The organism is Streptomyces sp. NPDC001843, assembly GCF_042891955.1.
Classification (GTDB): Bacteria; Actinomycetota; Actinomycetes; order Streptomycetales; family Streptomycetaceae; genus Streptomyces.
Window position 1 is genome coordinate 61,989 of the sequence record NZ_JBIATQ010000013.1, and the last position, 22,925, is coordinate 84,913.

Genomic DNA, 22,925 nt, shown 5'->3' on the forward strand with positions numbered 1-22,925 from the left:
CGCCCGCACCGGCCCGGGCGCCCCCTTTCGGCCGGGGACGCCTGAAGGAACCGTTAGTCTGGATGACGTGGCAGTCGTCGATGTATCCGAAGAGCTCAAGTCCCTCTCCTCGACCATGGAGTCGATCGAGGCCGTTCTGGACCTCGACAAGCTGAGGGCAGACGTCGCCGTGCTCGAGGAGCAGGCGGCCGCGCCGTCCCTGTGGGACAACCCGGACGAGGCGCAGAAGATCACCAGCAAGCTCTCCCACCTCCAGGCCGAGGTCAGGAAGGCGGAGGCGCTGCGCGGACGGATCGACGATCTCGCCGTGCTCTTCGAGATGGCCGACGAGGAGGACGACCCGGACACCCGTGCCGAGGCCGAGTCCGAGCTCGCCGCCGTCCGCAAGGCGCTCGACGAGATGGAGGTCCGCACGCTGCTGTCCGGCGAGTACGACGCCCGGGAGGCGCTGGTGAACATCCGCGCCGAGGCCGGTGGCGTCGACGCCGCCGACTTCGCGGAGAAGCTCCAACGCATGTACCTGCGGTGGGCCGAGCAGCACGGCTACAAGACCGAGGTCTACGAGACCTCGTACGCGGAGGAGGCGGGCATCAAGTCCACCACCTTCGCCGTACAGGTCCCCTACGCCTACGGCACCCTCTCCGTCGAGCAGGGCACGCACCGGCTGGTGCGCATCTCGCCCTACGACAACCAGGGGCGCCGCCAGACCTCCTTCGCGGGCGTCGAGGTCCTGCCCGTCGTCGAGCAGTCCGACCACGTCGAGATCGACGAGTCCGAGCTGCGCATCGACGTCTACCGGTCCTCCGGTCCCGGCGGTCAGGGCGTGAACACCACCGACTCCGCCGTCCGCATCACGCACCTGCCCACCGGCATCGTCGTCTCATGCCAGAACGAGCGGTCGCAGATCCAGAACAAGGCCACCGCCATGAACGTCCTCCAGGCCAAGCTGCTCGAGCGGCGCCGGCAGGAGGAGCAGGCCAAGATGGACGCCCTCAAGGGCGACGGCGGCAACTCCTGGGGCAACCAGATGCGGTCGTACGTGCTGCACCCGTACCAGATGGTCAAGGATTTGCGTACGGAGCACGAGGTCGGCAACCCGGAGGCCGTGTTCAACGGCGAGATCGACGGGTTCCTCGAGGCTGGTATTCGCTGGCGCAAGCAGCAAGAGAAGTAACTTTGTCGACTTGGCAACTGCCGCCTTCCGGGCGGCAGTTGCTGTTTTGTCTGGGTTTTACATCACACTCACACGCTGCAACTCCCGGCATACGCACCACGGTCGGACATTGCGCACGCAACGGCCTTGACGTTGCTTTGAAAAATGGAAAAGGTGAGCGTGGCATGCGTATCTCAGGGGCGCATGTGAACCGGGGGACCCACACGGAGAGTTGAACTTCTCCAGCCGCCCCCCGTCGATCACGGCAGACCCCGCGCGCCGCCCCATTGACCGACAGCTACTGGGGGTAGCAACCATATGACGAAGAAGACGCGGATCCGGATCGCGCGGATAGCCGCCGGCGCCGTGATCGCCGCGGGTGCCTCGCTGACCGCCGCGGGTGTCGCCTCCGCCACGGAATCGGACTGCACGCTCGGCATCCTGTGCGCCGACGGACCGGCCCCGGCCCCGGGCGACCCGACGCCCCCGACCGACCCGGGCGACCCGGGCGACCCGACGCCCCCGGCGCCGACCACGATCCCGGGCGACCCGACGCCGCCCGCCGACCCCACGGACCCCACGGACCCGACGGAGATCCCGACCGAGCCCACCGAGGACCCGGCGACGACCCCGCCCCCCGCCACCTCCGCGCCCACGCAGGGCCCCGGTCACCACGGCAACGGCGGCGGCAACGGGAACGGGCACGGCAGCAGCGGCGGCGGCAACAAGACCAACCCCGACGGCGGCTCCAACACCTCCGCCCAGGACGAGGGCACCTCCGCCCTCACCGACACGGGCTCGGACGCCACCCCCGCCGGTACCCAGGCCCAGGGCGGCGGTGACCAGCTCGCCGAGACCGGTGCCGGTCAGACCGCGTTCCTGGTCATCGGCGCCGCCACCATGATCGCCGGCGGCATCGGCTTCCGCGTCCTCCCGCGTCTCGTGGGCGGCCGTGGCGGTGCGGCTGCCTGACGGTAGTCATTCGGGTACCATGCGTGCCCACCGCTTACCGCGAAGGGCCCGGAGCTTGGCGCTCCGGGCCCTTCGGGCGTACTCGCAGTGTCTTTACGCGGTCTGGTGCGCCAGCAGCGCGACCGCGGCGATCAGCATCGCCAGCAGCGCGATCAGCGCCATCGGGTTCAGCCCCGCGAAGAAGTTCTCCTGCTGCAGTCGCTCACGGTTGGCGCGGCACACGGGGCACCGGCCTTCGTTCACGGGCGCCGCGCAGTTCGCGCACACCAACCGGTCGTACGTCATGCGCTCGCCCTCCTTGCACCGGCCATCACTCGTTCAACGCTTCCGGAACCGAGAACGTTCCCCCTCCACTTTGCCAGGTTCCGGCGATTCCCGCGGGGCCGGTGCGAAGATGCGGTGCGTGACCCGGGGAGACGTCACCCGGTACAAAAGCGCACAAGGCCCCCACAAACGCGACCGGCGACTGCGCTTCCATACCCGATTCGCGTATGGTCACGCACATCTACCCCCGGCGACCCGTGGTGCATCCGTGATCCGATTCGACAACGTCTCCAAGGTCTACCCCAAGCAGACCCGCCCCGCACTCAGGGATGTATCCCTGGAAGTGGAGAAGGGCGAGTTCGTGTTCCTGGTGGGGTCCTCCGGCTCCGGAAAGTCCACCTTCCTGCGGCTGGTCCTCCGCGAGGAGCGGTGCAGCCAGGGCCAGGTGCACGTACTGGGCAAGGACCTCGCACGCCTCTCCAACTGGAAGGTGCCGCAGATGCGGCGCCAGCTGGGGACGGTCTTCCAGGACTTCCGGCTCCTGCCCAACAAGACGGTCGCCGAGAACGTGGCCTTCGCGCAGGAGGTCATCGGCAAGTCCCGCGGCGAGATCCGCAAGTCCGTGCCGCAGGTGCTCGACCTGGTCGGGCTCGGCGGCAAGGAGGACCGCATGCCGGGCGAGCTGTCCGGTGGTGAGCAGCAGCGCGTGGCCATCGCCCGGGCCTTCGTCAACCGCCCCAAACTGCTGATCGCCGACGAGCCCACCGGCAACCTCGACCCGCAGACCTCCGTCGGCATCATGAAGCTGCTCGACCGGATCAACCGCACGGGTACGACCGTCGTGATGGCCACGCACGACCAGAACATCGTGGACCAGATGCGCAAGCGCGTCATCGAGCTGGAGAAGGGCCGCCTCGTCCGCGACCAGGCACGCGGCGTCTACGGCTACCAGCACTGACGAACCCCCAGGGGGTCCTGGATCACGGAAAGGCTTGACAAGACGCCATGCGCGCCCAGTTCGTACTCTCGGAGATCGGTGTGGGTCTCCGCCGCAACCTCACCATGACCTTCGCGGTCATCGTCTCCGTCGCCCTGTCCCTGGCCCTGTTCGGTGCTTCGCTGCTGATGAGCGACCAGGTCAGCACGATGAAGGGCTACTGGTACGACAAGGTCAACGTCTCGATCTTCCTCTGCAACAAGAGCGACGCCGAGTCCGATCCCAAATGTGCCAAGGGCGCGGTCACCGACGACCAGAAGAAGCAGATCCTCGCCGACCTGAAGAAGATGGCGGTCGTCGAGAAGGTGACGTACGAGTCGCAGGACGAGGCCTACAAGCACTACAAGGAGCAGTTCGGCGACTCCCCGCTGGCCAGTTCGCTCACCCCGGACCAGATGCAGGAGTCGTACCGGATCAAGCTCAAGGACCCGCAGAAGTACCAGGTCGTCGCGACCGCCTTCGACGGGCGTGACGGCGTGCAGTCGGTACAGGACCAAAAGGGCATCCTGGACAACCTGTTCGGGTTGCTGAACGGTATGAACTGGGCCGCCCGGATGGTGATGGCGCTGATGCTGGTGGTCGCGCTGATGCTGATCGTCAACACCGTGCGCGTCTCGGCGTTCAGCCGTCGGCGGGAGACCGGCATCATGCGGCTGGTCGGTGCCTCCGGCTTCTACATCCAGGCGCCGTTCATCGCCGAGGCCGCGGTCGCCGGCCTGATCGGCGGCACGGTGGCCTGCGCGTTCATGGTCGGCGCGCGGTACTTCATCATCGACCACGGCCTGGCCCTGTCGCAGAAGCTGAACCTGATCAACTTCATCGGCTGGGACGCCGTGTTGACGAAGCTTCCGCTCATCCTGGCCACGAGCCTGCTGATGCCGTCGCTGGCCGCGTTCTTCGCGCTGCGCAAGTATCTGAAGGTGTGACGCACGTCAAGAGGGCCGTACGTTCAACCGAGCGTACGGCCCTTCACGTTGTCCTAGACTCACCCGCATGTCGGGCCGCGACCTGTTCTGCCAGCCCCGCCGTTTCGGCCGCGGGGCCGCCCTGACATTGGTCTTCGCGGGCGTGCTGGTCGCCGGAGCCGCCACCGGCTCCCTCCCGGACGGCGACCACCCGGACACCTCCGGCCGCAAGGCCGCGCAGGCGGCCGCCCGCACCGGCACCCGGCACGACGACGTCGAGAAGGCCGCCGCCGACGCCATGGCCGACGGCAAGTCCCCCATGGAGGCCGCCGAGCGGGCCGTCAGCCGCAGCGGCGACCGCTGGGGCGCGGTGTACTCCGAGGGCGAGTACCAGGAGTTCCAGGAGGCACTCGACGGCGAGTACACCGGCGTCGGCCTGTGGGCGCGGCGCGAGCGGAACGGGCGGATCGAGGTGACCCGGGTGCAGTCCCGGTCGCCCGCGGCCGCCGCTGGGATCCGCAAGGGCGACCGGCTGCGCAGCGTCGACGGCCACAGGGTCGACGGGCGCCCCATCACCGAGGTGGTCGCCTTACTGCGCGGTGACGCCCAGGACGCCCCGGCCGGCACCACTGTCCGCCTCGGCCTAGAGCGCGGCACGCGCGCGTGGAGCGAGACACTGCGCCGGGCCCGCCTGTCCACCGACTCCGTCACCGTCCGCAGGCTCCCCGACGGGGTGACCGTCATCAGGATCGCCGCCTTCACCAAGGGCTCCGGCGACGACGTCCGCGCCGCCGTGCGGCAGGTCCCGGCCGACGGCGGCATCGTCCTCGACCTGCGCGGCAACTCCGGCGGCCTGGTCAGCGAGGCCACCACCGCCGCCTCCGCCTTCCTCGACGGCGGCCTGGTCGCCACCTACGACGTCGACGGCAAGCAGCGCGCCCTGCACGCCGAGTCCGGCGGCGACACCGCCCGGCCCCTGGTCACGCTGGTGGACGGCGGCACGATGAGCGCGGCCGAGATGCTCACCGGCGCCCTCCAGGACCGGGGGCGCGCGGTCGTCATCGGCTCCCGCACCTTCGGCAAGGGCTCCGTGCAGATGCCGAGCAAGCTGCCCGACGGCTCCGTCGCCGAGCTGACCGTCGGCCACTACCGCACCCCTGCCGGCCGCGCCGTCGACGGCCGGGGCATCACGCCCGACCTGGAGGCCGGGCAGGACGCGCTGCAGCGGGCGGAGACGGTGCTCAGCGGCCTGGGCGACCCGTCGTAAACGGCTTTCCCGGGCCCCCCTCCGTAGTGCGAAAATGGACGGCACTATGAGCAAGGGAATGTACGTACCGAAGGAGTCCCAGCCCAAGCAGGGCGGAGGGGCCGCGAAGGCGGCCAAGGACGGCAAGCGCAAGATCGTGGCGCAGAACAAGAAGGCACGGCACGACTACGCGATCATCGACACCTACGAGGCCGGGCTCGTCCTCACCGGCACCGAGGTGAAGTCGCTGCGCCAGGGGCGCGCCTCGCTGACCGACGGCTTCGTCCAGATCGACGGGAACGAGGCGTGGCTGCACAATGCCCACATCCCCGAGTACAGCCAGGGCACCTGGACCAACCACTCCGTGCGCCGCAAGCGCAAGCTGCTCCTGCACCGCGAGGAGATCGACAAGCTGGAGTCGAAGTCCCAGGAGACGGGTCACACGATCGTGCCCCTCGCCCTGTACTTCAAGGACGGCCGCGCGAAGGCGGAGATCGCCCTCGCGCGAGGCAAGAAGGAGTACGACAAGCGGCAGACCCTGCGCGAGAAGCAGGACCGGCGGGAGTCGGACCGGGCGATCGCGGCGGCGAGGCGCAAGCAGCGCGGCTAGTACCGCCCGGTCGCCCGGCCGGGGGAATACGCTGGCACCGACCCGCGTTGGTCACGTACGATGGCATCTGCACCGCACAGCAGGTGCGTGAGCCTCTCCGCTCCGGCGGGGAGGGTTGAAAAAACAACATGGGGATGATCGGTTTCGACAGCGGCTGTCGAAGCAGGGGAAGCGTGTCGAGGAAGCGGCAATGATCTCGTAAACCATATGTCGCAAAAAATAATCGCCAACACCAAGCGCGATTCCTCCTCGTTCGCCCTCGCTGCCTAATTAGCAGCTAGCGAACTCTCATAGGAGTGTCAGCCCGGGGCTGTTCCCGACCCGGATCCTGGCATCAGCTAGGGGACTAAACCTTGATCCCGGTCACGGGGTGAAGAGGGAAACCAAACAGTGACTGAGCCCGTCGGAGACTTGTCCGCGTGATCTCCGGGGCCGAGAAAATCGAAGCGGACTGCACACGGAGAAGCCCTGATTCCGCACCGTTGGACGCGGGTTCGATTCCCGCCATCTCCACTCATCCCATGTGGCCGAGGCCCTGTCGCTCGCGAGCGGCGGGGCCTTTGTCGTGCCCCGCGTTCCTGCGCGGCCCGGCCGCCCCGGCGAGTGGTGGGCCGTCGACCGGACCCGTCGTGGTCGTACTGGCGCCCGCCGGCCGTCGACACCGTCCGGGACGGGATCCTGGCGGAGATCCGGGCGTCCACCGGAGAACTACCCGGCCTGGCGCCGGCGCTCGAGGAGATCGCCGCCCGGGTCGACCTCGATCTCGGCTTCCGGCTCTACCTCAGGGCGCTCAAGACGGCGGCGGTGCCGGTCCCGGAGGAGCGCTGCATCCAGTTCGGCGACCTCAGTGCACCGTTCGGATATCCCTTCAGTGTCGTCTACGAGGGTCTCACCGTCGTATGGCGGCCCCTGGAGGTCGCTCGGCGTTGCTTCGACGAGGACTTCGGGTTGTCCGAACTGGCCAGGGAGTGCAACCCGGGGTGGGAGCTGTATGTTCCTGCGCCTGAACTCCTCCACCGGGCCGTCGTCGCCGACGGCTATCACATCCCCGGCGTCCAGGCGCTCGTACTGTGGGAGGACGCCGTCCGGCTGCTCGAGTCCCCGTTGTCCGGCGACACTCTCACCATGCTCTGGACCGCCGCGTCGGACACGCACCCCGAGAGCTTCGGAACCGACGGACCGGGCTGGCTGCGCCGGATCGCCGAGGCGTGCCGGCATCGGCTCACCGAGGTCGCCCCCGAGCACACCCCCGTGCTGCCCCCGGTGCGGGCCGACCTCGCGGACGCTGTCCTGCACGAAGTCCGGGAAGCCGCACCCCAGCTGAAACCCGAGCACGCGACCGCGTTGGAGCAGGTCGTCGTCAAGGTCGACCCCGACCTCGGATTCCGGCTGCTGCTGAGAATCCTGCAGGCGGTGTGGGGGGAACTCACCAAGCGGCAGTACACCCGCTGTCTGGCCCTCGGTGAACGCTTCGGCTACGGCGAGGATCACGTGCCCTACACGATCGAGTACCTCGCCCAGGACGAGTGACCCCGCGGCACACGCACCGCCGTACGGGCCTGACCGAACGGAGTGCGGTGAACGCATACGGTCACGGCGCGCGTGCATATGCCGCTAACCTTGCCCCGTGACGCACCCGACGGGTGCGTCCTCCCTTCACACCGGGTCCCGTCCCCTCGGGGCCCGGCCCGACGAGAGCGGTCCCGGGACCCTGTGAGGCCGCCTCACGTCGAAGGGAGGACGCCTCCAGATGGGGTGTCACCGTGAGCAAGAGCCGACTCTCGTCATGCGGCTGGTCCGGCGCCTGCCGGAGCGGGCGGCAAGGCACGTGAGGAGGTGGCTGCTCTGGTGGCTCAGCAGGTAGTCGGATGTCCCCATACAGGGTGGGGGCATCCGACCAGCTCCGGCTGAGCTTGGGCCTCCGCGCGGATAACCGGTCCGGTGCGGGGGCCCTCCTTGCGTCCCAGTACAGCACACCGGGCGCCCCGATGGCAGCACACACCGACGGCTCATCACGCGAGCGCCCGCGGCGCCGTGCTGGCCCGTTCCGTCATCCGGGGCGGCAGCAGCGTCGCCCCGGGTACGTCCGACCCGCCCAGCTTGGCGATGAGCAACTCCACCGCCTTTTCACCCAGTTCGGTGGACGGCAGGGCCGCCGAGGCGACGGGGCAAGGAGGGGGGGCGGCAAGTCGTCGGGGCAGATCACGGGGATCGACAGGTCGGTCGGCCCTCGCTCGCAGTCGCCGTACAGCTCCGCGTGCTGTTTGGAGTGCCCTGCCGGTGGGACTGGCTATGGGACTCACGCACTGATGCACCGGTGGGGGATGCCGCGCTTCCCTGCCGGGCTCTGCAGGGCGGACACCCGGAGTCCTGCCTCCGCGCGACGCAGTCGATTCCTTGCGTGTGGTCCTTGCTGCTCTGGGCTTACTACTTGCCGTAGCCGCGAGGAGACGCACCGGGGACCCAGCGCTTCGCCGACGGGCAGGGGCTTGCCGAGGCAGGTGGCCAGGGTTGGCGTCTCGCCTCAGCCGCAGATCACGGCACGGCGTGTACGTCGAGTTCGGCCCAGATGCCTTTCCCGGAGCGGCGGAGCTCGATGCCCCAGCGGTCGGCGAGGAAGGCCACCACGGTCAGGCCGCGCCCCGATTCCGCACCGTCGGCAGCCTTGCCCGGGTGGGGCTTGTCACGGGAGCCGCCGAACACCCACAGGCGGACCGTGTGGGGGCAGAGGCGTTCGATGGTCAGCCGGTAGTGGCCGGGGCCCTCGGGACTGGAGCGGCGCGTGTGTCTGACGGCGTTGGTGGCCAACTCCGAAGCGATCAGTTCGGCATCACCGACGAGGGCGTCCAGACCCCAGCACGTCAGAGTGTTGCGGATGCTGAGTCGGGCCGACGCCACCGACTCCGCGGTGCACGGGAGCGTCTGGGTATATGCGGGGACGCCGCGGGTGGATGGGGTGAGCGGTGGTGCTGTTCTCGTCCTGGTCGTCGCCGTCATCTCGTCGTTCACCTCGTCGGCAGGGACGCTGCCCACACCCGTCGGCAGACAGACGCGGACAGCAGGGGCACATGAGCCGTGTGGGCGAGGGCGAGCTTGGCCGGACCCGAACGGCTGACACATAGCCAACTCGGGTAAGGGCCCGAAGAGTAGGGAGCACACTGGGCCAAGGGTTGAACTGGTTGAACGCTTAGGGGCTGACTCGGATGGCAGCAGCACGCTCACGCACACCGAACGAACCCCTGGCGCGGCTGATGGCCGAGGCCGGGGTGGGAAACGCACAGCTCGCGCGCAAGGTGAATGCGGTGGGCAGGGAGCTGGGCGTCCCCCTGCGCTATGACAAGTCATCGGTCTCGCACTGGCTTGCGGGGAGCACACCGAAGCCGGAGGCGCGCCCAGCGATCACAGAAGCTCTCTCCCGGCTCCTCAAGCGCCCCGTGACGTCGGTGGAACTCGGGTGGTCGGCGGTGGCTGCCGAGGAGCCGGACGACATGGTGGAAGGAGTGATCGACCTGGGCCGTGCGGACATGGACCCGTCGAGGCGGAGTGTCCTGGCGGGCGGGTTGTACTCCTTGGCGCTGCTGGTGCCCGACTTCAATGATCTGACCGGTGCGCCGAGGCAGAGGACGGACGCGGGCCGCACCCTGCACATCGGGGCGTCGGACGTGGAGACGGTCCGCACCATGACGGACAAGATCGCCGACATCCTGGACACCGTCGGCGCCGGGCACGCACGGCCCATGGCGGCGGCGTTCCTGGTCAACACCGCAGGCCCCTACCTGCGGGCATCCGGGCGTGAACGGGTCCAGATGGACATGCGGGCCGCCGTGGCAGACCTCGTCTACCTGACCGGGTGGATGGCAATGTACGAGGAGAAGCAGGGTCTCGGGCAGCGCTACTACCTGAAGGCACTGGACCTGGCCGGGGCGGCGGAGGACCACGTCACCTACTGCCGCACCCTGCGCGGTATGAGCCTTCAGGCGTCCCACCTCGGGCACGGGAAGAAGGCGCTGGAACTGGCGGACGCGGCAGCGGAGGCAGCCCCTTCCGCGGGCCCGCGTCTGGTGGCGTTCCTGCGAGGGCAACAGGCGGCATCGGCGGCCCTGACCGGTGACCGGCACACCGCGCTCACCCGGCTCCGGGAAACGGAAACGGCGCTGGCTCAGGCGGACAGCCGCCGGGATGCGGTGGGCGGATACGACGAAGCCGCCTTCCACTTCCACGTGGCGGGGGTGCGCTGGCACCTTGGCGACCAGGAAGGCTCCATCCGGGCCCTGCGCCAGTCCAACCGGGCGCGCTCCCCCCAGGAGCGGCAGGGCCGTCTGCACTGCCTCGGTGTGATCGCCGAACGACAGTTCCGCATGCGGCACGTCGAGGCATCCTGCGAGACATGGGGCGCCTTCCTCGACGAGCACATGACCATCAGTTCCGCCCGAGGAGACGAACACCTGAAAACGCTGCTCAAGGCCGTGCCCACCTACCGGGGTGTACGGGCGGTACAGGAGCTGGAGGAACGCGCCCGGCACGTCGCCACCCTCAAGGCTGCGTGAGCGCCCCTGGGTTTCGGACGCTGCGTTGGGGCCATCGTCTGCGCCAACCGTTGACGCCCCGACTTGAAGCTCGGAGCTCGAAGTCCCCGCTTCGGGATGCCCGCTGACGCCGAAGTTGTATTCCGTGCGCAGCCTTCCACGAAACCTGAGCCCCGGGCTTCGGGCCGCGAGGTCCGAGCGCCTTTTCCAAGGAACGGGTAGGTGGGTATCTCCCCACCCACCCGCCATGATGACATTTCGTGATCGGGTTGCGACGCAACGTCGCGACCCTCTAGCGTTCGCGGCAACAAACAACCCCGGCCGGGTGCTACCAACACCCGCCGGGGTCTCACCCCAAGATCCGCTCAGGACGGTCTCGTGGCTTACCAAAACTCTAGCGCCGCCGCGCCCGCGCTCGCAGTGCATCCCATGGCCAATCCCGGCTACGGCAAGCGCTCCGCCCCGGACCAGTCGCCGCCCCGGCCCGATGACTTCGCCCACCTCCCCGCCCGCGAGGCGTACCTGGCGAGCTTCATCGACCAGCTCTGCGAGAACGCGGCGATGGATGCCAAGACCATCGCCAAGGCACAGGCCCTGTACGGACAGCAGGCCGTTCGCTCCGCGCTCAAGGAGCTCAGCCGGGCCGGACATCTGCGTCGTGTACGGCGACGGGTCGTACCGAGCCAGGAGTCCGCCACCGGTACCCGGTGGGTCTTCAGCACGTACTGGTCCCGTACCGCACGTGCCAACGAGTGGTGGTCCCGGTTCCTCGACGGTGACGCGAGCGGTGGGACGCCCGAGGTGGCGCCCGCCCAATCGTCATGCGCCTCCGGAGCCGACACCACCCGCACCGGTGCGGCATCGCAGGCCGAACAGCCGACCCCGTCAGGTGAGGCCCACACGTCCATCGCCTACACCACCCTTGCGCGGCTTGGCCTGCGCGATCCGCGCCTGGCCCTCTCCTCCGCCGACTGCGCCGCGTTGGAACAGTTGGTCGTCGACTGGTTCGCTCGCGGGGTGACCCCCGAGCACCTGACGCAGACTCTCGTCGCCGGCCTTCCCGGACAGATTCATTCGCCGGGGGGAATCGTCCGGCGCAGGCTCGTCGACAAGATGCCTCCTGAAGTCCCCACCACCGAATCCCGCGCGCCTCGCTCTCTCATGGAGTGCACCGGCTGCGGCGTGCCTGGCCGTCCGGAAGCCCTGCCAGGGGGCCTCTGTCGACCCTGCCATGTCGGGGACGGGGGTGCGCCCCTGGGACCACCCCGGACGGAGCCCGTGGACGTACGTGCTCGGGCAGCCCAAGTGCGGGCCTCCATCAGTGCGCCGCAGCCGGTCTGAAGTCGCCGTCTGCATCCGCTGGGGCGGACGCCGCCTCACCACCGTTGGCTGAGGAGTCGCACTGTGGCCCAGGCTGATTCTGGAACGTCCTGATCGAGCTGGGGCCTCACCCTCGACCACCTGCCATAGTGAGCGTATGCGCTTGATCAAATATGGCCATGCCTGTGTGCGTCTGGAGGATGACGACCGGGTGCTGGTGATTGACCCGGGGACGTTCTCCGAGGCCGAAGCCCTCGACGGGGTCGACGAGGTGCTGGTGACGCACGAGCACCCTGACCACCTCGACGTCGGCAAGCTCGTCGCGGCAAGTCAGCGCAACTCCGCGTTCCGGGTGCACCTGCCGTCGGCAGCGATCGAATCGGCCCCCGAGCTGGGCGGCGCGGCGGTCGCCGTCGAGACGGGGCAGCGGTTCACGGCAGCCGGGTTCGCCGTCGACGTCGTGGGCGGGGAACACGCCGAGATCTACGACGGCCTGCCCGGCTGCGCCAACGTCGGCTTCGTCGTCGACGGCACGGTCTACCACCCGGGCGACTCGCTGTTCGTCCCGTCGTCGCCGGTGGAGACGCTGCTCGTGCCGGCCGCCGCGCCCTGGCTCAAGCTCGCCGAGGCGCTGGACTTCGTGCGGGCGGTGCGGCCGAAGAGGGCGTTCCCGATCCACGACGCCACGCTTAATGACCTGGGACAGCAGTACTTTGACGACTGGTTGGACTACAAGGGCGGTACCGAGTACGCGCGTATCCCGGTCGGGGAAGCCATGACAGTCCGCTAGGAGCAGCACGTGAGGAGGTGGCTGCTCTGGTGGCTCAGCAGGTAGTCGGATGTCCCCATACAGGGTGGGGGCATCCGACCAGCTCCGGCTGAGCTTGGGCCTCCGCGTGGAACCGGTCCGATGCGGGGGCCCTCCTTGCGTCCCAGTACAGCACACCGGGCGCCCCGCTGGCAGTACGCACCGGCGACTCCTCACGCCAGCGCCCGCGGCGCCGTGCTCGCCCGTTCCGTCATCCGGGGCGGCAGCAGCGTCGCCCCGGGTACTTCCGTGCCGCCCAGCTTGGCCATCAGCAACTCCACCGCACGTTCACCCAGTTCGGTGGACGGCAGGGTCACCGAGGTGACGGGGACGCGGAGGGAGGCGGCGAGTTCGTCGGGGCAGATGGCGGTGATCGACAGGTCGGCGGGGACGCGCAGGCCGAGTTGTTCGAAGGCGTCGATCAGCGGTTCGAGGACGGCCTCGTTGTGGACGACGACCCCGGTCAGCGCGGGGTGTTCGCGCAGCAGTTGCTCGGCGACCCGGCGGGCGGCGTCGGGCTGGGCGTCGCAGGGGTGGACGGAGGAGGCGAGCCCGCCCCGGGCGGCGGCGGCCGTGAAGCCCTGGACGACCCGCTGGGCGAACGCCGTCCGACGTACGTACACCTCCGGCGGTGAGCCGATCAGCGCCACCACGCGGTGGCCGAGCCCCGCGAGCCGCTCCACGCACAGTTCCCCGGCCGCCTTGAAGTCCAGGTCGACGCACGTCAGCCCGTCCGCGTCCTGCGGGAACCCGATCAGCACGGACGGCAGGTCCAGCGACCGCAGCAGCGACAGCCGGGGGTCGTGCAGCCCGACGTCCATCACGATCAGCGCGTCGACCAGGGCCGTGTCCGCGACCCTGCGCAGTCCGTCCTCGCCCTCCTCCTGGGTGAGGAGGAGGACGTCGTGGTCGTGTCTGCGCGCGGTGGTGACCACGGACACCGCGAACTGCATGGCGACCGGGACGTGGATGCCGGTCCGTAAGGGGACGACCAGCGCCAGCACGTTCGACCGGCTGCTGGCCAGGGCCCGGGCACCCGCGTGCGGCCGGTAGCCGAGTTCCCGGATGGAGGCCTCGATACGCAGCCGGGTCTCCTCCGAGATCGGGCGCTTGCCGCTCAGCGCGTAGGAGACGGTGCTCGGGGAGACCCCGGCGTGCCGCGCCACATCGGTGATCTTGACCATCAGTCCAGCTCCAGGGTGAGAAAGCCGGTGCCCGCCGCCGCCCGTGCCGTCCGCTCCCCGCAGCGAAGCGCCCAGGGTGCCGACGGGTCACTGGACGAGGCCCGCAGCGTGTCCCCCTCCCGTACGACGGTGAAGGTGACGCCCCCCACCGGCACCGTCACCTGCGCGCCCCGCCGCAGCCCGAACGCCCGCAGGGTCACCCCGTCCGGGTAGGGATAGTCGGGCCGGTCGTCCACCGCCCCCACCGGGATCACCGCCCCCGGCCGGACCAGCAGCGGCACGCTGGAGAACCCGTGCCGTTCGCGCACCCAGCGCGGCCCGGTCACCGTCCGCCCGCTCAGGTAGTGCGTCCAGGTGCCCTCGGGCACGTAGTAGGTGACGTCCCCCTCGTCGCTGAACACCGGCGCGACCAACAGGTCCGGCCCGAGCATGTACTGCCGTTCCAGATGCGCGCACCCGGGGTCGTCCGGGAACTCCAGCACCATCGCCCGCATCAGCGGCACGCCCTCGGCATGCGCGGCGCGGGCGGCCTCGTACAGGTAGGGCATCAGGCTCAGCTTCAGCCGGGTGAAGAGGCGCAGCACGTCGACGGACTCCTCGTCGAACAGCCACGGCACCCGGTACGAGGAGGAGCCGTGCAGGCGGCTGTGCGAGGAGAGGAGTCCGAACGCCAGCCAGCGTTTGAAGAGGGCGGGCGTCGGGGTGCCCTCGAAGCCGCCGATGTCGTGGCTCCAGTAGCCGAACCCGGACAGGCCGAGGGACAGCCCGCCGCGCAGCGACTCGGCCATCGACTCGTACGTGGCCTCGCAGTCCCCGCCCCAGTGCACGGGGAACCGCTGGCTGCCGGCCGTCGCCGAGCGGGCGAAGACGACCGCCTCGCCCTCGCCCCGGTGTTTGCGCAGCACCTCGAAAACCGTGCGGTTGTACAAATACGAGTAGTAGTTGTGCATCCGCTCCGGATCGGAACCGTCCGACCAGGCCACGTCGACGGGGACGCGCTCGCCGAAGTCGGTCTTGAAGCAGTCGACGCCCTGCGCGAGCACCGCCTCCAGCTTCGCCGCGTACCAGTCGCGGGCGGCCGGGCTGGTGAAGTCGACCAGCGCCATGCCCGGCTGCCACAGGTCCCACTGCCACACGCTGCCGTCCGGCCGCCGCAGCAGGTGCCCGAGCGCCTTGCCCTCGGCGAACAGCGGGGAGCGCTGGGCGATGTAGGGGTTGATCCAGACGGAGACCCGCAGTCCCTTGTCCTTCAGGCGGGCCAGCATCCCCACGGGGTCGGGGAACACGCGCGGGTCCCACTGGAAGTCGCACCAGTTGAACTCGCGCATCCAGAAGCAGTCGAAGTGGAAGACGGACAAGGGGAGTTCGCGCTCCCGCATGCCGTCGATGAACGAGGTGACCGTCTCCTCGTCGTACGACGTCGTGAAGGACGTCGACAGCCACAGGCCGAACGACCACGCGGGCGGGAGGGCCGGGCGGCCCGTGAGGGCGGTGTACTTGCGCAGGATGTCCTTCGGGGTGGGGCCGTGGATCACGTAGTACGTCAACTGCTGTGACTCGACGCTGAACTGGACCCGGGACACCGCCTCCGAGCCGACCTCGAAGGACACCTTGCCGGGGTGGTCGACGAAGACTCCGTAGCCGGCGTCCGTGAGGTAGAACGGGACGTTCTTGTAGGCCTGTTCGGTGGCCGTGCCCCCGTCGGCGTTCCAGATGTCGACGACCTGCCCGTTCTTCACCAGCGGCCCGAACCGCTCCCCGAGGCCGTACACGCTGGTCCCGACGCCGAGGCCGAGCTGCTCCCGCAGGTAGTGGGCGCCGGACGCGTCCCGCATGATGCCCATGCCCTTGGGGCCACTGGAGGTCAGCAGGCGGCCGTGGGCGAGGAAGTCGACGTGCCACGGGCCGGTCCGGGCCACCCGGACCGACAGCGCGCCGGAGGTGAGGGTGGCGTGCTCGTCGTCGTACTCGGTGTGGGCGGCGGTCTCCGCCCCGGTGAGCTCGAACTCGGGCCCGCGCGGCTGCTCCCCCTGGAAGTGGGTGAGGGTCACCCCGATGACGTTGGGCATCGGGGTGTGCGCGGTGATCGTCACGACCGGTCCTTTCAGCAGGTCGCCGCGGTGGCGGATGGGCTGGGTCGGCGCGTGGATCTCCAGCGCGCCGTCCGGAGCGGTGACGTCGAGGACCTGGACCGGGTGGGCCGCGGTGACGCCCTCGCGCAGCAGCCAGTAGCCGTCGGTGAACTTCACACGCGCACCCCTTTACTTGACCGCGCCCACGGCGATGCCGCGGGTGAGCGTCCGCTGGAAGACGAGGAAGAAGACGATCGCGGGCAGCACGCCCAGCAGGGCGGCGGCATTGGTCATCGTGGCGTCCATCAGACGCTGGCCCTGCAGGACTCCGAGCGCCACCGACACGGTCTGGTTGTCGTTGGAGATCAGCATCACCAGGGGCAACAGGAACTCGTTCCAGGTCCAGATGAAGAAGAAGACCAGCAGCACCCCGAGGGTGGGGCGGCTGACCGGGACCACGATCCGCCACAGCACCTGCCACTTGTTCGCACCGTCGATCCGGGCGGCCTCGATGATCTCGCGCGGGAACTGCCCGAGGACCGACGAGAGCAGATACGTGCCGAAGGCCGCCTGTATCACCGTGAACACGATGATCACGCTGAGCCGGGTGTCGTACAGGCCCACCTGCTTGCTCAGGTAGTACACCGGGTAGACCAGCGCCTCCTGCGGCAGCATGTTGGCCAGCACGAAGAAGGCCAGCACCCAGGCGCGGCCCCGGATCCGGCCGATGCCGATCGCGTACGCGTTCAGCACCGACAGCACCGCGGCGAGCACCGCCACCGAGCCGCTGATCAGCACCGAGTTGACCAGTTTCTGGCCGTAGTCGACCCGCTGCCAGAAGTCCTTCAGGCCGTCCAGATAGAGGCCGTCGGGCAGGCTGAGCGGGCCGTGCGCGGAGTACTCGGCCGGCGACTTGACCGCGTTGACGGCCACGATCACGAACGGCACCACCATGAACAGGGCGGCGATGCTCAGGGCCACCAGTACCGGGTAGCGGCGCAGGGCGGCGGTCATGCGCGGGCCCCTTCCTCGGCGGTCATAAGCGAACCCCCTCCTCGGCGTCCTCGGCGCGGGTCTGGAGTTTCAGGCCGATCAGGGAGAGCGCCAGGATGATCACGGTGAGGATCGTGGAGATCGCGGCGCCGTAGCCGACCTGGGTCTTCTCGAAGAAGGTGGAGAAGGAGAAGTACGACGGCACGTCCGTCGCCCCGCCCGGGCCGCCTTTGGTCAGCACGTACACCGCGCCGAACACCTTGAGCGCGGCGATCGTGCACCAGGTCAGCACCACGTAGATCTCCGGGCGGATCTGCGGCAGCGTGATGTGCCGGAAGCGGCGCCACCAGCCGGCCCCGTCCAGTTCGGCCGCCTCGTGCAACTGCGGGTCGACGCGCTGCAGGCCCGCCATGAAGACGACCAGCGGGAACCCGAGCTGCACCCACACCATCACGCCCATCACGCTGTACAGCGCGATGTCCGGATCGCCGAGCCAGTCCTGCCGCCAACTGCCGAGCCCCACGGCCTTCAGCAGTTCGTTGAGGGAGCCGTTGTCGGGGGCGAGGATCCAGCTCCAGACGATCCCGGCGACCGCGATCGGCAGCACCTGCGGGAGGTAGAAGCAGGCGCGCAGGACCGCGACCACCTTGCTGCCGAAGTGCTTGCCGATGTAGTCGAACAGCGCGGCGGCCAGGACCAGGCCGATCGCCGTCGGTACGGCCGCCATGGCCACGACCATGAACAGGCTGTGCCGGAAGGACGCCCAGAACTCCGAGTCGTCCATCAGCTCCCGGTAGTTGGCGAGCCCGGACCACTTCGGGCTGCCGACGCCCTGCCATTCGGTGAAGCTCACGCCCGTGTTCATCAGGAACGGGACGACGACGACCGCCAGGAAGGCGAGGATCCCGGGGAGCAGGAAGAGGGCGTACGAGTCGCGGGTACGGGGGCGGCGCGAGCCGGCGTGGACGTGCTTGCCGACGGCCCGCGTGTCCCGTTCGACGGTGACCGTCATTGCTTCGGGGCGCCCTTGTCGTACGCCTGCTGTAGGGCGCTGAGGTAGCCGTCCGGCTTCTCGTTGCCCGTCATCAGCTTCTGCGTCTCGGAGACGAGGACGTCGTAGAAGCCGTTCACCGGCCAGTCCGGGTAGAAAGCCAGGCCGTCCCGCCGGCTCAGCGTGTTGAAGTCGGTGATGAGCTGCTTCGACTTCGGGTCCGTGATGGCGGAGGCGTCGGCCGAAACCGGGATACCGCCCTTGTTGCCGAGCAGGTTCTGGATCTTCTTCGACATGGTGATGTCGATGAAGTCGTAGGCGAGGTCCTTGTTCCCCGCGTTCTTGGGGACCACCCAGAGGTTGCCGCCGGAGCCCAGGGTCAGGTTCGAGCCGGGCCACAGCGTGGTGTCCCAGTCGAACTTGGCCTCCGACTGGAAACGGCCGTACCACCAGCTGCCGGAGAACAGGATCGGCGCCTTGCCCTGGATCCAGGACACGCCCGCGTCCTCGGCCTTGGTGCTGGTGGACTTCTCGCTGATGTACCCCTTCTTCACCCAGTCGGCGAAGGTCTGCGCGGCGTAGGTCCAGGCCGCGTCGTGGAAGTCGGTCTTCCCCTTGTACAGCTCGTACTTGTCGACCCACGAGCGGTCGGCCTTGGACAGGGCGAGCTGGTAGAGGTACTGCTGGGCGATGTACTCGGCGCCGCCGTTGGCGAGCGGGGTGACGCCCTTCTCGGCGAAGGCGGCCATGGCGGCGGTGAGCTGGTCGAAGGTCTTCGGCTCGGTGATCCCGTACTTCTTGAAGAGATCCTTGTTGTAGTAGACCATCGTGTACTCGGCGTAGTTGGGCACCCCGTACCACTTGCCGGAGCCCATCACGCCGTCCGAGTCGTACATGCTGGTCGTGCGCACACCGGCGCTGAGCTTCTTGTCCCAGCCGCGCTTCGAGGCCTCGGCGGTCAGGTCGGTCAGCAGGCCCTGCTTGGACAACTGGCCCGCGGTCGCGTTGCCCTTGTTGTACTCCATGATGTCCGGCGCGTCCGAGGAGTTCAGGACCATGGGCGCCGTCTTCTGGATCTGCTCGAAGCCCTTCTCCTCGAACTTCACCTTCACGCCCGGGTGCTTGGCCTCGAACTCCTTGATGGCCTCGTTCCAGGCCGCGCCCATCGCGCTGTCGGGCGACTCGTAGTGCCACAGCCGGAGGGTCTTGCTGTCGGACCCACCGCTGTCCGAGTCGCCGCAGGAGGCCAGGAGCAGCGATCCGGACAGGATCACCGCCGCGACCGCCCATCGCCTTCGTGCCGTCAACATCCAGTGCCTCCAGGGGAGTCGGAGTCGGATGGTTCTCGGGGTGCCACGCAGCGCTCGTCGACGCGATTCGATACGTGGCGTCGAAGCGCTTCGACGGAGGAAGGTATGTTGCGGGTGGGAGAGCGTCAATGACTCCGGTCAGAATTGCTGCAAGCGGTTCGACGGAGCGAACGCAGGGCGTTCCCCGCCGTGTTGCTCAGCAGGGCCGTCAGGGCCGCCGCGACCGGCACCGCGAAGCCGGCCGCCGGTGCGGTGTGCTCCGCCGCCCAGCCCCCGGCCGCCGAGCCGCAGGCGATGCCCATGAGCAGGGCGGTGACGACCAGGCTCATCCCCTCGTTCAGGCGGTCCGCGGGGGTACGGTCCTGGACCAGCGTCATCGCGGTCACCATCGTCGGTGCGGTCGCCATGCCCGCCCCGAGCAGGGCCACGGCCAGCGCGGGAAGCGTGCCCGCGGTGCGGGCGGCGAGCAGCGGCAGGGCCATCAGCGCGGCCATGGCCACCAGACACCACGGCAGCCTGCGCTCCGCGGGCCCGGCCGGCTTCCGCGCCCCGTACAGCAGGCCCGCCGTGCAGGAGCCCGCCGCCTGCAGCGCGAGGACGATCCCGGCCGCCGAGCGGTGCCCCTGCGCGTCGGCGTACGCGATGGTGACGACCTCCATCGACCCGAACACCGCGCCGGTCGCGACGAAGCACGCCAGCAGCGGCGGTATGCCGGGGGTGCGCAGCGGTGACGCGGCCCGGGTACGTCCCCGGGGCGGCGGCTCGGTGGACCGCTGCGCGGCGAACAGCAGCACCCCGGCCAGCAGCAGCACCCCGCCCACGAGCGTGCCCGCCTCCGGGAAGAACGTGCCGGTCAGGAAGGACGCCAGGACCGGGCCCAGCATGAAGCACAGCTCGTCGGCGGCCTGCTCGAAGGAGTTCGCGGTGTGCAGGGCCTCGGGGTCGTCCCGCAGCAGGTGGGCCCAGCGGGCCCGGGACATGCCGCCGATGTTCGGGACGGTGGCGGTGGCGGTGTACGCGGCGAACAGGGTCCAGTCCGGGGCGCCCAGGCGCACGCACAGCAGCAGGGCGAGAGCGCCCAGTACGGCGGTGACCGTGGCCGGCACGGCGACCCGGGCCTGACCGTGCCGGTCGACGAGCCGGGCGATCCAGGGACCCGCCACCGCCGTCGCCGCGAGACCGGTCGCGGTCACGGCACCGGCGAGCGCGTACGAGCCCCGCGACCCCGCGATCATGACGACCGCGCTCACCCCGAACATGCCCATCGGCAGACGGGCGACCAGGTTGCCGGCGGTAAAGGCACGGGTGCCGGGGTGGCCGAACAGACGGCGGTACGTGCCGGGGGAGAGGGGAGGCATGACCTCACCGTCGCCCGAGGCGGATCACGGGGTCCAACACCTGATCCGTACCGATTCACGCACCCCTGTTGTAAGTTCACGCGGTGACCGCTCCCGCCCACCTCGACCCCCGCCTCCTGCGCGCCTTCGTCGCCGTCGCCGAGGAGCTGCACTTCACCCGCGCCGCGGCCCGCCTGTACGTCGCCCAGCAGGCGCTCAGCAGGGACGTACGGCGCCTGGAGCGGGAGCTGCGCGCCGAACTGTTCGTCCGCACCACCCGGCAGGTCGCGCTGACCGCCGACGGCGAGCGCCTCCTGCCGCACGCCCGCCGCGTCCTCGCCGCTCACGAGGACCTGCTCGCCGCCTTCGGACAGGCCCGCGCCCTACTGGTCGACCTCAACTCCCCGGACCTGGACACCGGCCGCCGCGTACTGCACCGGGCGCGCGAACTCGCCCCCGAGCACGAGCTGATGGCCCGGTACGAGAGCGGCCTCACGGGGGCCGCCGCCGAACTGCTCGCCGGGCGCCTGGACGCCTCGTTCGGCAGGTTCGCGGGCCTCGACCCGGCGCTGCGGGCCGGGCTGGACCACCAGCTCGTACGGTACGAGCCGATGGCGGTCGTCCTTCCCGAGGCACACCGGCTGGCCCCACTGGAGGCGGTACCGCTGCACGCGCTGGCGGGCGAGACCGTGTACGCCGGTGCGGGGAACCCCCGCACGCCGGAGTGGACCGACCTCGCGCACCGGCTCTTCGCCGGACGCCGCATCGAGGTCGCGCCGCCGGCCCCGCTGGCCGTGGGCGTGGAGGAGTTCCACCGGCTCATGGCCAAGACCGGGCACCCGGTCCTCGCGGTGACCGACTTCTCGGCCCTGCCGAGGACGGTGGTGCGGCCGCTCGTCGACCCCGTACCGTTGTCGCCCGTGTCGCTCGTGTGGCGTAAAGGGCTGGCACATCCCGCGTTCGACGCGGTTCGACGCGCGGCGGTTCAACTGGCGGCCGAGCGAGGCTGGTTGAGACGACCCGAAAGCGCATGGGTTCCAGCCATCGATGAAACGATCAGTAAATCGGACAGTTCCGTTCACCATTGAAACTCTGCAAGCCCGACGCCCGGACCGGCGCTACGTTCGTGACAGCCGAGCACAGTGAGACGTGGGGGGCGCTCGGACCGGTGGGGGCCGGGTCCGGCGGCGGGGGCTCGGAGTCGTATGCGCACCCGGAAACATTCCCGTGGAGGGAACGCAGGTGCGCGTGAAGAAATGGGCGGAAGACGCCCGGACGGAGTGGCCCGATCCCGAACCAGGGGGCCGCGGTCTGCCGGTGACAGGTGCGGAGGCCCAGAGCTTCCCGGAGACCGTGACGACGGACGTCCTGTCGGACGGAGCCGTGCCCGACGCCGCTCCCACCGAGGTACTGCCCGCCGCGCAGGCCCCCGGCTCCGCCGGGCCGGCCGACGACGACCCGCACGAGCTGACGGTCCGGCTCGACACCGACCGGATCGCGGAGCTACGCCTGTCGGGTGCGAAGGCCGTGGGCGACGCCGGCCGGAGACGCCCGGCCGAGCGCGGGCGGCCGCCGCACGCCGGTCGCCGGGACGCCCCCGACGGACCGGTGTTCGTCGACGCGTCGGGCCGCCGCAGCCGCACCTTCCGCCGCCTCGGCATGTTCGTCGGCATCGCCTGCGCGGCCTACGCCGTCGTCATCGCCGCCACCCTCCTGTCCGGCAGCTCGGACGCTCCCTGGCTGCCGGTGCCGGGCCAGAAGGAGAACAAGCCGGCCGGCCAGGTCGACATCTCCCCGGTGCCCGCCGACCCCGCCCGGCCCTCCGGCCGCGTCGGCGCCGCGCCCGGCACGAGGCCGACGCCGCCCGCCGCCCCGGCACCGGGCGGCAGCGCGGCCGTACCCGGCACCACCCGCGGCACCGTCAAACAGCCGGACACCTCCGCCGACCCGCGACCCACGCCGACGGCCCCCTCCGGCCCGGCCACCGGCGGCTCCTCCCCGGACCCCGAGCCCTCGGCCCCGACGCCCTCGGTCACCCCGCCGCCCCCGACCGGCCCCGCCGTCGGTTCCGGCAGCCCGTCGCCATCCCTGTCCTCGGGCCCGGACACGGGCACGGGCTCCGGCACCGGCACCGGCACACACATCTGATGGCCCGCCGCACACGCATCCAGGGAGCCGGAGCGGGACGTGGGCCCGAAGCCGGGCACGGACCCAGAACCGGACGTGACCCCGGATCC

20 protein-coding genes and 1 other RNA gene are annotated in these 22,925 nt (G+C 69.9%); 13 read left to right on the plus strand and 8 right to left on the minus strand.

What is annotated here, in order from left to right; all coding sequences use genetic code 11:
• Positions 1–67: 67 nt before the first annotated feature.
• Both prfB and ACFYZQ_RS29390 read left to right on the plus strand, forming a co-directional pair.
• The gene (gene prfB, locus ACFYZQ_RS29385; protein WP_389154003.1) at positions 68–1,174 is read left to right on the plus strand and encodes a peptide chain release factor 2; all 1,107 of its coding nucleotides are present in this window, start codon (positions 68–70) and stop codon (positions 1,172–1,174) included.
• Between the two features lie 297 nt (positions 1,175–1,471).
• Positions 1,472–2,125, plus strand: a complete 654-nt coding sequence (locus tag ACFYZQ_RS29390) for a hypothetical protein (RefSeq protein WP_389154006.1) — start codon at positions 1,472–1,474, stop codon at positions 2,123–2,125.
• A 93-nt stretch (positions 2,126–2,218) separates the two neighbouring features.
• Here the strand turns inward: ACFYZQ_RS29390 and ACFYZQ_RS29395 are convergent, their stop codons facing one another.
• Positions 2,219–2,410, minus strand: a complete 192-nt coding sequence (locus ACFYZQ_RS29395) for a hypothetical protein (RefSeq protein ID WP_388803863.1) — start codon at positions 2,408–2,410, stop codon at positions 2,219–2,221.
• Positions 2,411–2,657: 247 nt separating this feature from the next.
• Here ACFYZQ_RS29395 and ftsE point away from each other — a divergent pair, with 247 nt between their 5' ends.
• The 6 genes from ftsE to ACFYZQ_RS29425 all read left to right on the plus strand — a co-directional run bounded on the left by ftsE (position 2,658) and on the right by ACFYZQ_RS29425 (position 7,677).
• Entirely contained in the window at positions 2,658–3,347 is a 690-nt protein-coding gene (gene ftsE, locus ACFYZQ_RS29400) for a cell division ATP-binding protein FtsE (RefSeq protein ID WP_388803866.1), read from the plus strand.
• Positions 3,348–3,394: 47 nt separating this feature from the next.
• Positions 3,395–4,312, plus strand: a complete 918-nt coding sequence (ftsX, locus tag ACFYZQ_RS29405; RefSeq protein ID WP_389154009.1) for a permease-like cell division protein FtsX — start codon at positions 3,395–3,397, stop codon at positions 4,310–4,312.
• A gap of 67 nt (positions 4,313–4,379) precedes the next feature.
• Entirely contained in the window at positions 4,380–5,558 is a 1,179-nt protein-coding gene (locus ACFYZQ_RS29410; RefSeq protein WP_389154011.1) for a S41 family peptidase, read from the plus strand.
• Positions 5,559–5,604: 46 nt separating this feature from the next.
• On the plus strand, positions 5,605–6,147 hold the full coding sequence (smpB, locus tag ACFYZQ_RS29415; RefSeq protein ID WP_355937342.1) for an SsrA-binding protein SmpB: 543 nt from the start codon (positions 5,605–5,607) through the stop codon (positions 6,145–6,147).
• A 130-nt stretch (positions 6,148–6,277) separates the two neighbouring features.
• Positions 6,278–6,663: a transfer-messenger RNA gene (ssrA, locus tag ACFYZQ_RS29420) on the plus strand.
• A gap of 90 nt (positions 6,664–6,753) precedes the next feature.
• Positions 6,754–7,677: a hypothetical protein gene (locus ACFYZQ_RS29425; RefSeq protein WP_389154015.1), complete on the plus strand. Its 924-nt coding sequence runs from the start codon at positions 6,754–6,756 to the stop codon at positions 7,675–7,677.
• A gap of 1,005 nt (positions 7,678–8,682) precedes the next feature.
• Here the strand turns inward: ACFYZQ_RS29425 and ACFYZQ_RS29430 are convergent.
• Positions 8,683–9,144 (minus strand): ATP-binding protein, encoded by a 462-nt coding sequence (locus ACFYZQ_RS29430; protein ID WP_389154018.1) that lies wholly within the window; start codon positions 9,142–9,144, stop codon positions 8,683–8,685.
• Between the two features lie 206 nt (positions 9,145–9,350).
• Between ACFYZQ_RS29430 and ACFYZQ_RS29435 the strand changes: the two genes are divergently transcribed.
• The 3 genes from ACFYZQ_RS29435 to ACFYZQ_RS29445 all read left to right on the plus strand — a co-directional run bounded on the left by ACFYZQ_RS29435 (position 9,351) and on the right by ACFYZQ_RS29445 (position 12,783).
• Positions 9,351–10,694, plus strand: coding sequence for a hypothetical protein (locus tag ACFYZQ_RS29435; RefSeq protein ID WP_389154020.1), 1,344 nt, complete (start codon positions 9,351–9,353; stop codon positions 10,692–10,694).
• Between the two features lie 408 nt (positions 10,695–11,102).
• Positions 11,103–12,014, plus strand: coding sequence for a hypothetical protein (locus tag ACFYZQ_RS29440; RefSeq protein WP_389154023.1), 912 nt, complete (start codon positions 11,103–11,105; stop codon positions 12,012–12,014).
• A gap of 136 nt (positions 12,015–12,150) precedes the next feature.
• Entirely contained in the window at positions 12,151–12,783 is a 633-nt protein-coding gene (locus ACFYZQ_RS29445) for an MBL fold metallo-hydrolase (RefSeq protein ID WP_389154026.1), read from the plus strand.
• A 191-nt stretch (positions 12,784–12,974) separates the two neighbouring features.
• Here ACFYZQ_RS29445 and ACFYZQ_RS29450 read toward each other — a convergent pair whose 3' ends face one another.
• The 6 genes from ACFYZQ_RS29450 to ACFYZQ_RS29475 form a co-directional block, all read right to left on the minus strand.
• On the minus strand, positions 12,975–13,985 hold the full coding sequence (locus ACFYZQ_RS29450; RefSeq protein ID WP_389154029.1) for a LacI family DNA-binding transcriptional regulator: 1,011 nt from the start codon (positions 13,983–13,985) through the stop codon (positions 12,975–12,977).
• Positions 13,985–16,234: an alpha-xylosidase gene (gene yicI, locus ACFYZQ_RS29455; RefSeq protein ID WP_389154032.1), complete on the minus strand. Its 2,250-nt coding sequence runs from the start codon at positions 16,232–16,234 to the stop codon at positions 13,985–13,987. The genes ACFYZQ_RS29450 and yicI overlap by 1 nt, the downstream gene beginning before the upstream one ends.
• A gap of 12 nt (positions 16,235–16,246) precedes the next feature.
• Positions 16,247–17,071, minus strand: coding sequence for a carbohydrate ABC transporter permease (locus ACFYZQ_RS29460; protein WP_389154035.1), 825 nt, complete (start codon positions 17,069–17,071; stop codon positions 16,247–16,249).
• 22 nt (positions 17,072–17,093) lie between these two features.
• Positions 17,094–18,062 (minus strand): carbohydrate ABC transporter permease, encoded by a 969-nt coding sequence (locus tag ACFYZQ_RS29465; RefSeq protein ID WP_389154038.1) that lies wholly within the window; start codon positions 18,060–18,062, stop codon positions 17,094–17,096.
• Positions 18,059–19,351, minus strand: a complete 1,293-nt coding sequence (locus tag ACFYZQ_RS29470; protein WP_389154041.1) for an ABC transporter substrate-binding protein — start codon at positions 19,349–19,351, stop codon at positions 18,059–18,061. Before ACFYZQ_RS29470 ends, ACFYZQ_RS29465 begins: the two co-directional genes overlap by 4 nt.
• A 125-nt stretch (positions 19,352–19,476) precedes the next feature.
• Positions 19,477–20,709, minus strand: coding sequence for an MFS transporter (locus ACFYZQ_RS29475; RefSeq protein ID WP_389154044.1), 1,233 nt, complete (start codon positions 20,707–20,709; stop codon positions 19,477–19,479).
• An 83-nt stretch (positions 20,710–20,792) separates the two neighbouring features.
• Here ACFYZQ_RS29475 and ACFYZQ_RS29480 point away from each other — a divergent pair, with 83 nt between their 5' ends.
• Both ACFYZQ_RS29480 and ACFYZQ_RS29485 read left to right on the plus strand, forming a co-directional pair.
• Positions 20,793–21,776, plus strand: coding sequence for a LysR family transcriptional regulator (locus ACFYZQ_RS29480; RefSeq protein WP_389154047.1), 984 nt, complete (start codon positions 20,793–20,795; stop codon positions 21,774–21,776).
• Positions 21,777–21,930: 154 nt separating this feature from the next.
• Positions 21,931–22,836, plus strand: coding sequence for a hypothetical protein (locus tag ACFYZQ_RS29485; protein ID WP_389154050.1), 906 nt, complete (start codon positions 21,931–21,933; stop codon positions 22,834–22,836).
• Positions 22,837–22,925 lie beyond the last annotated feature (89 nt).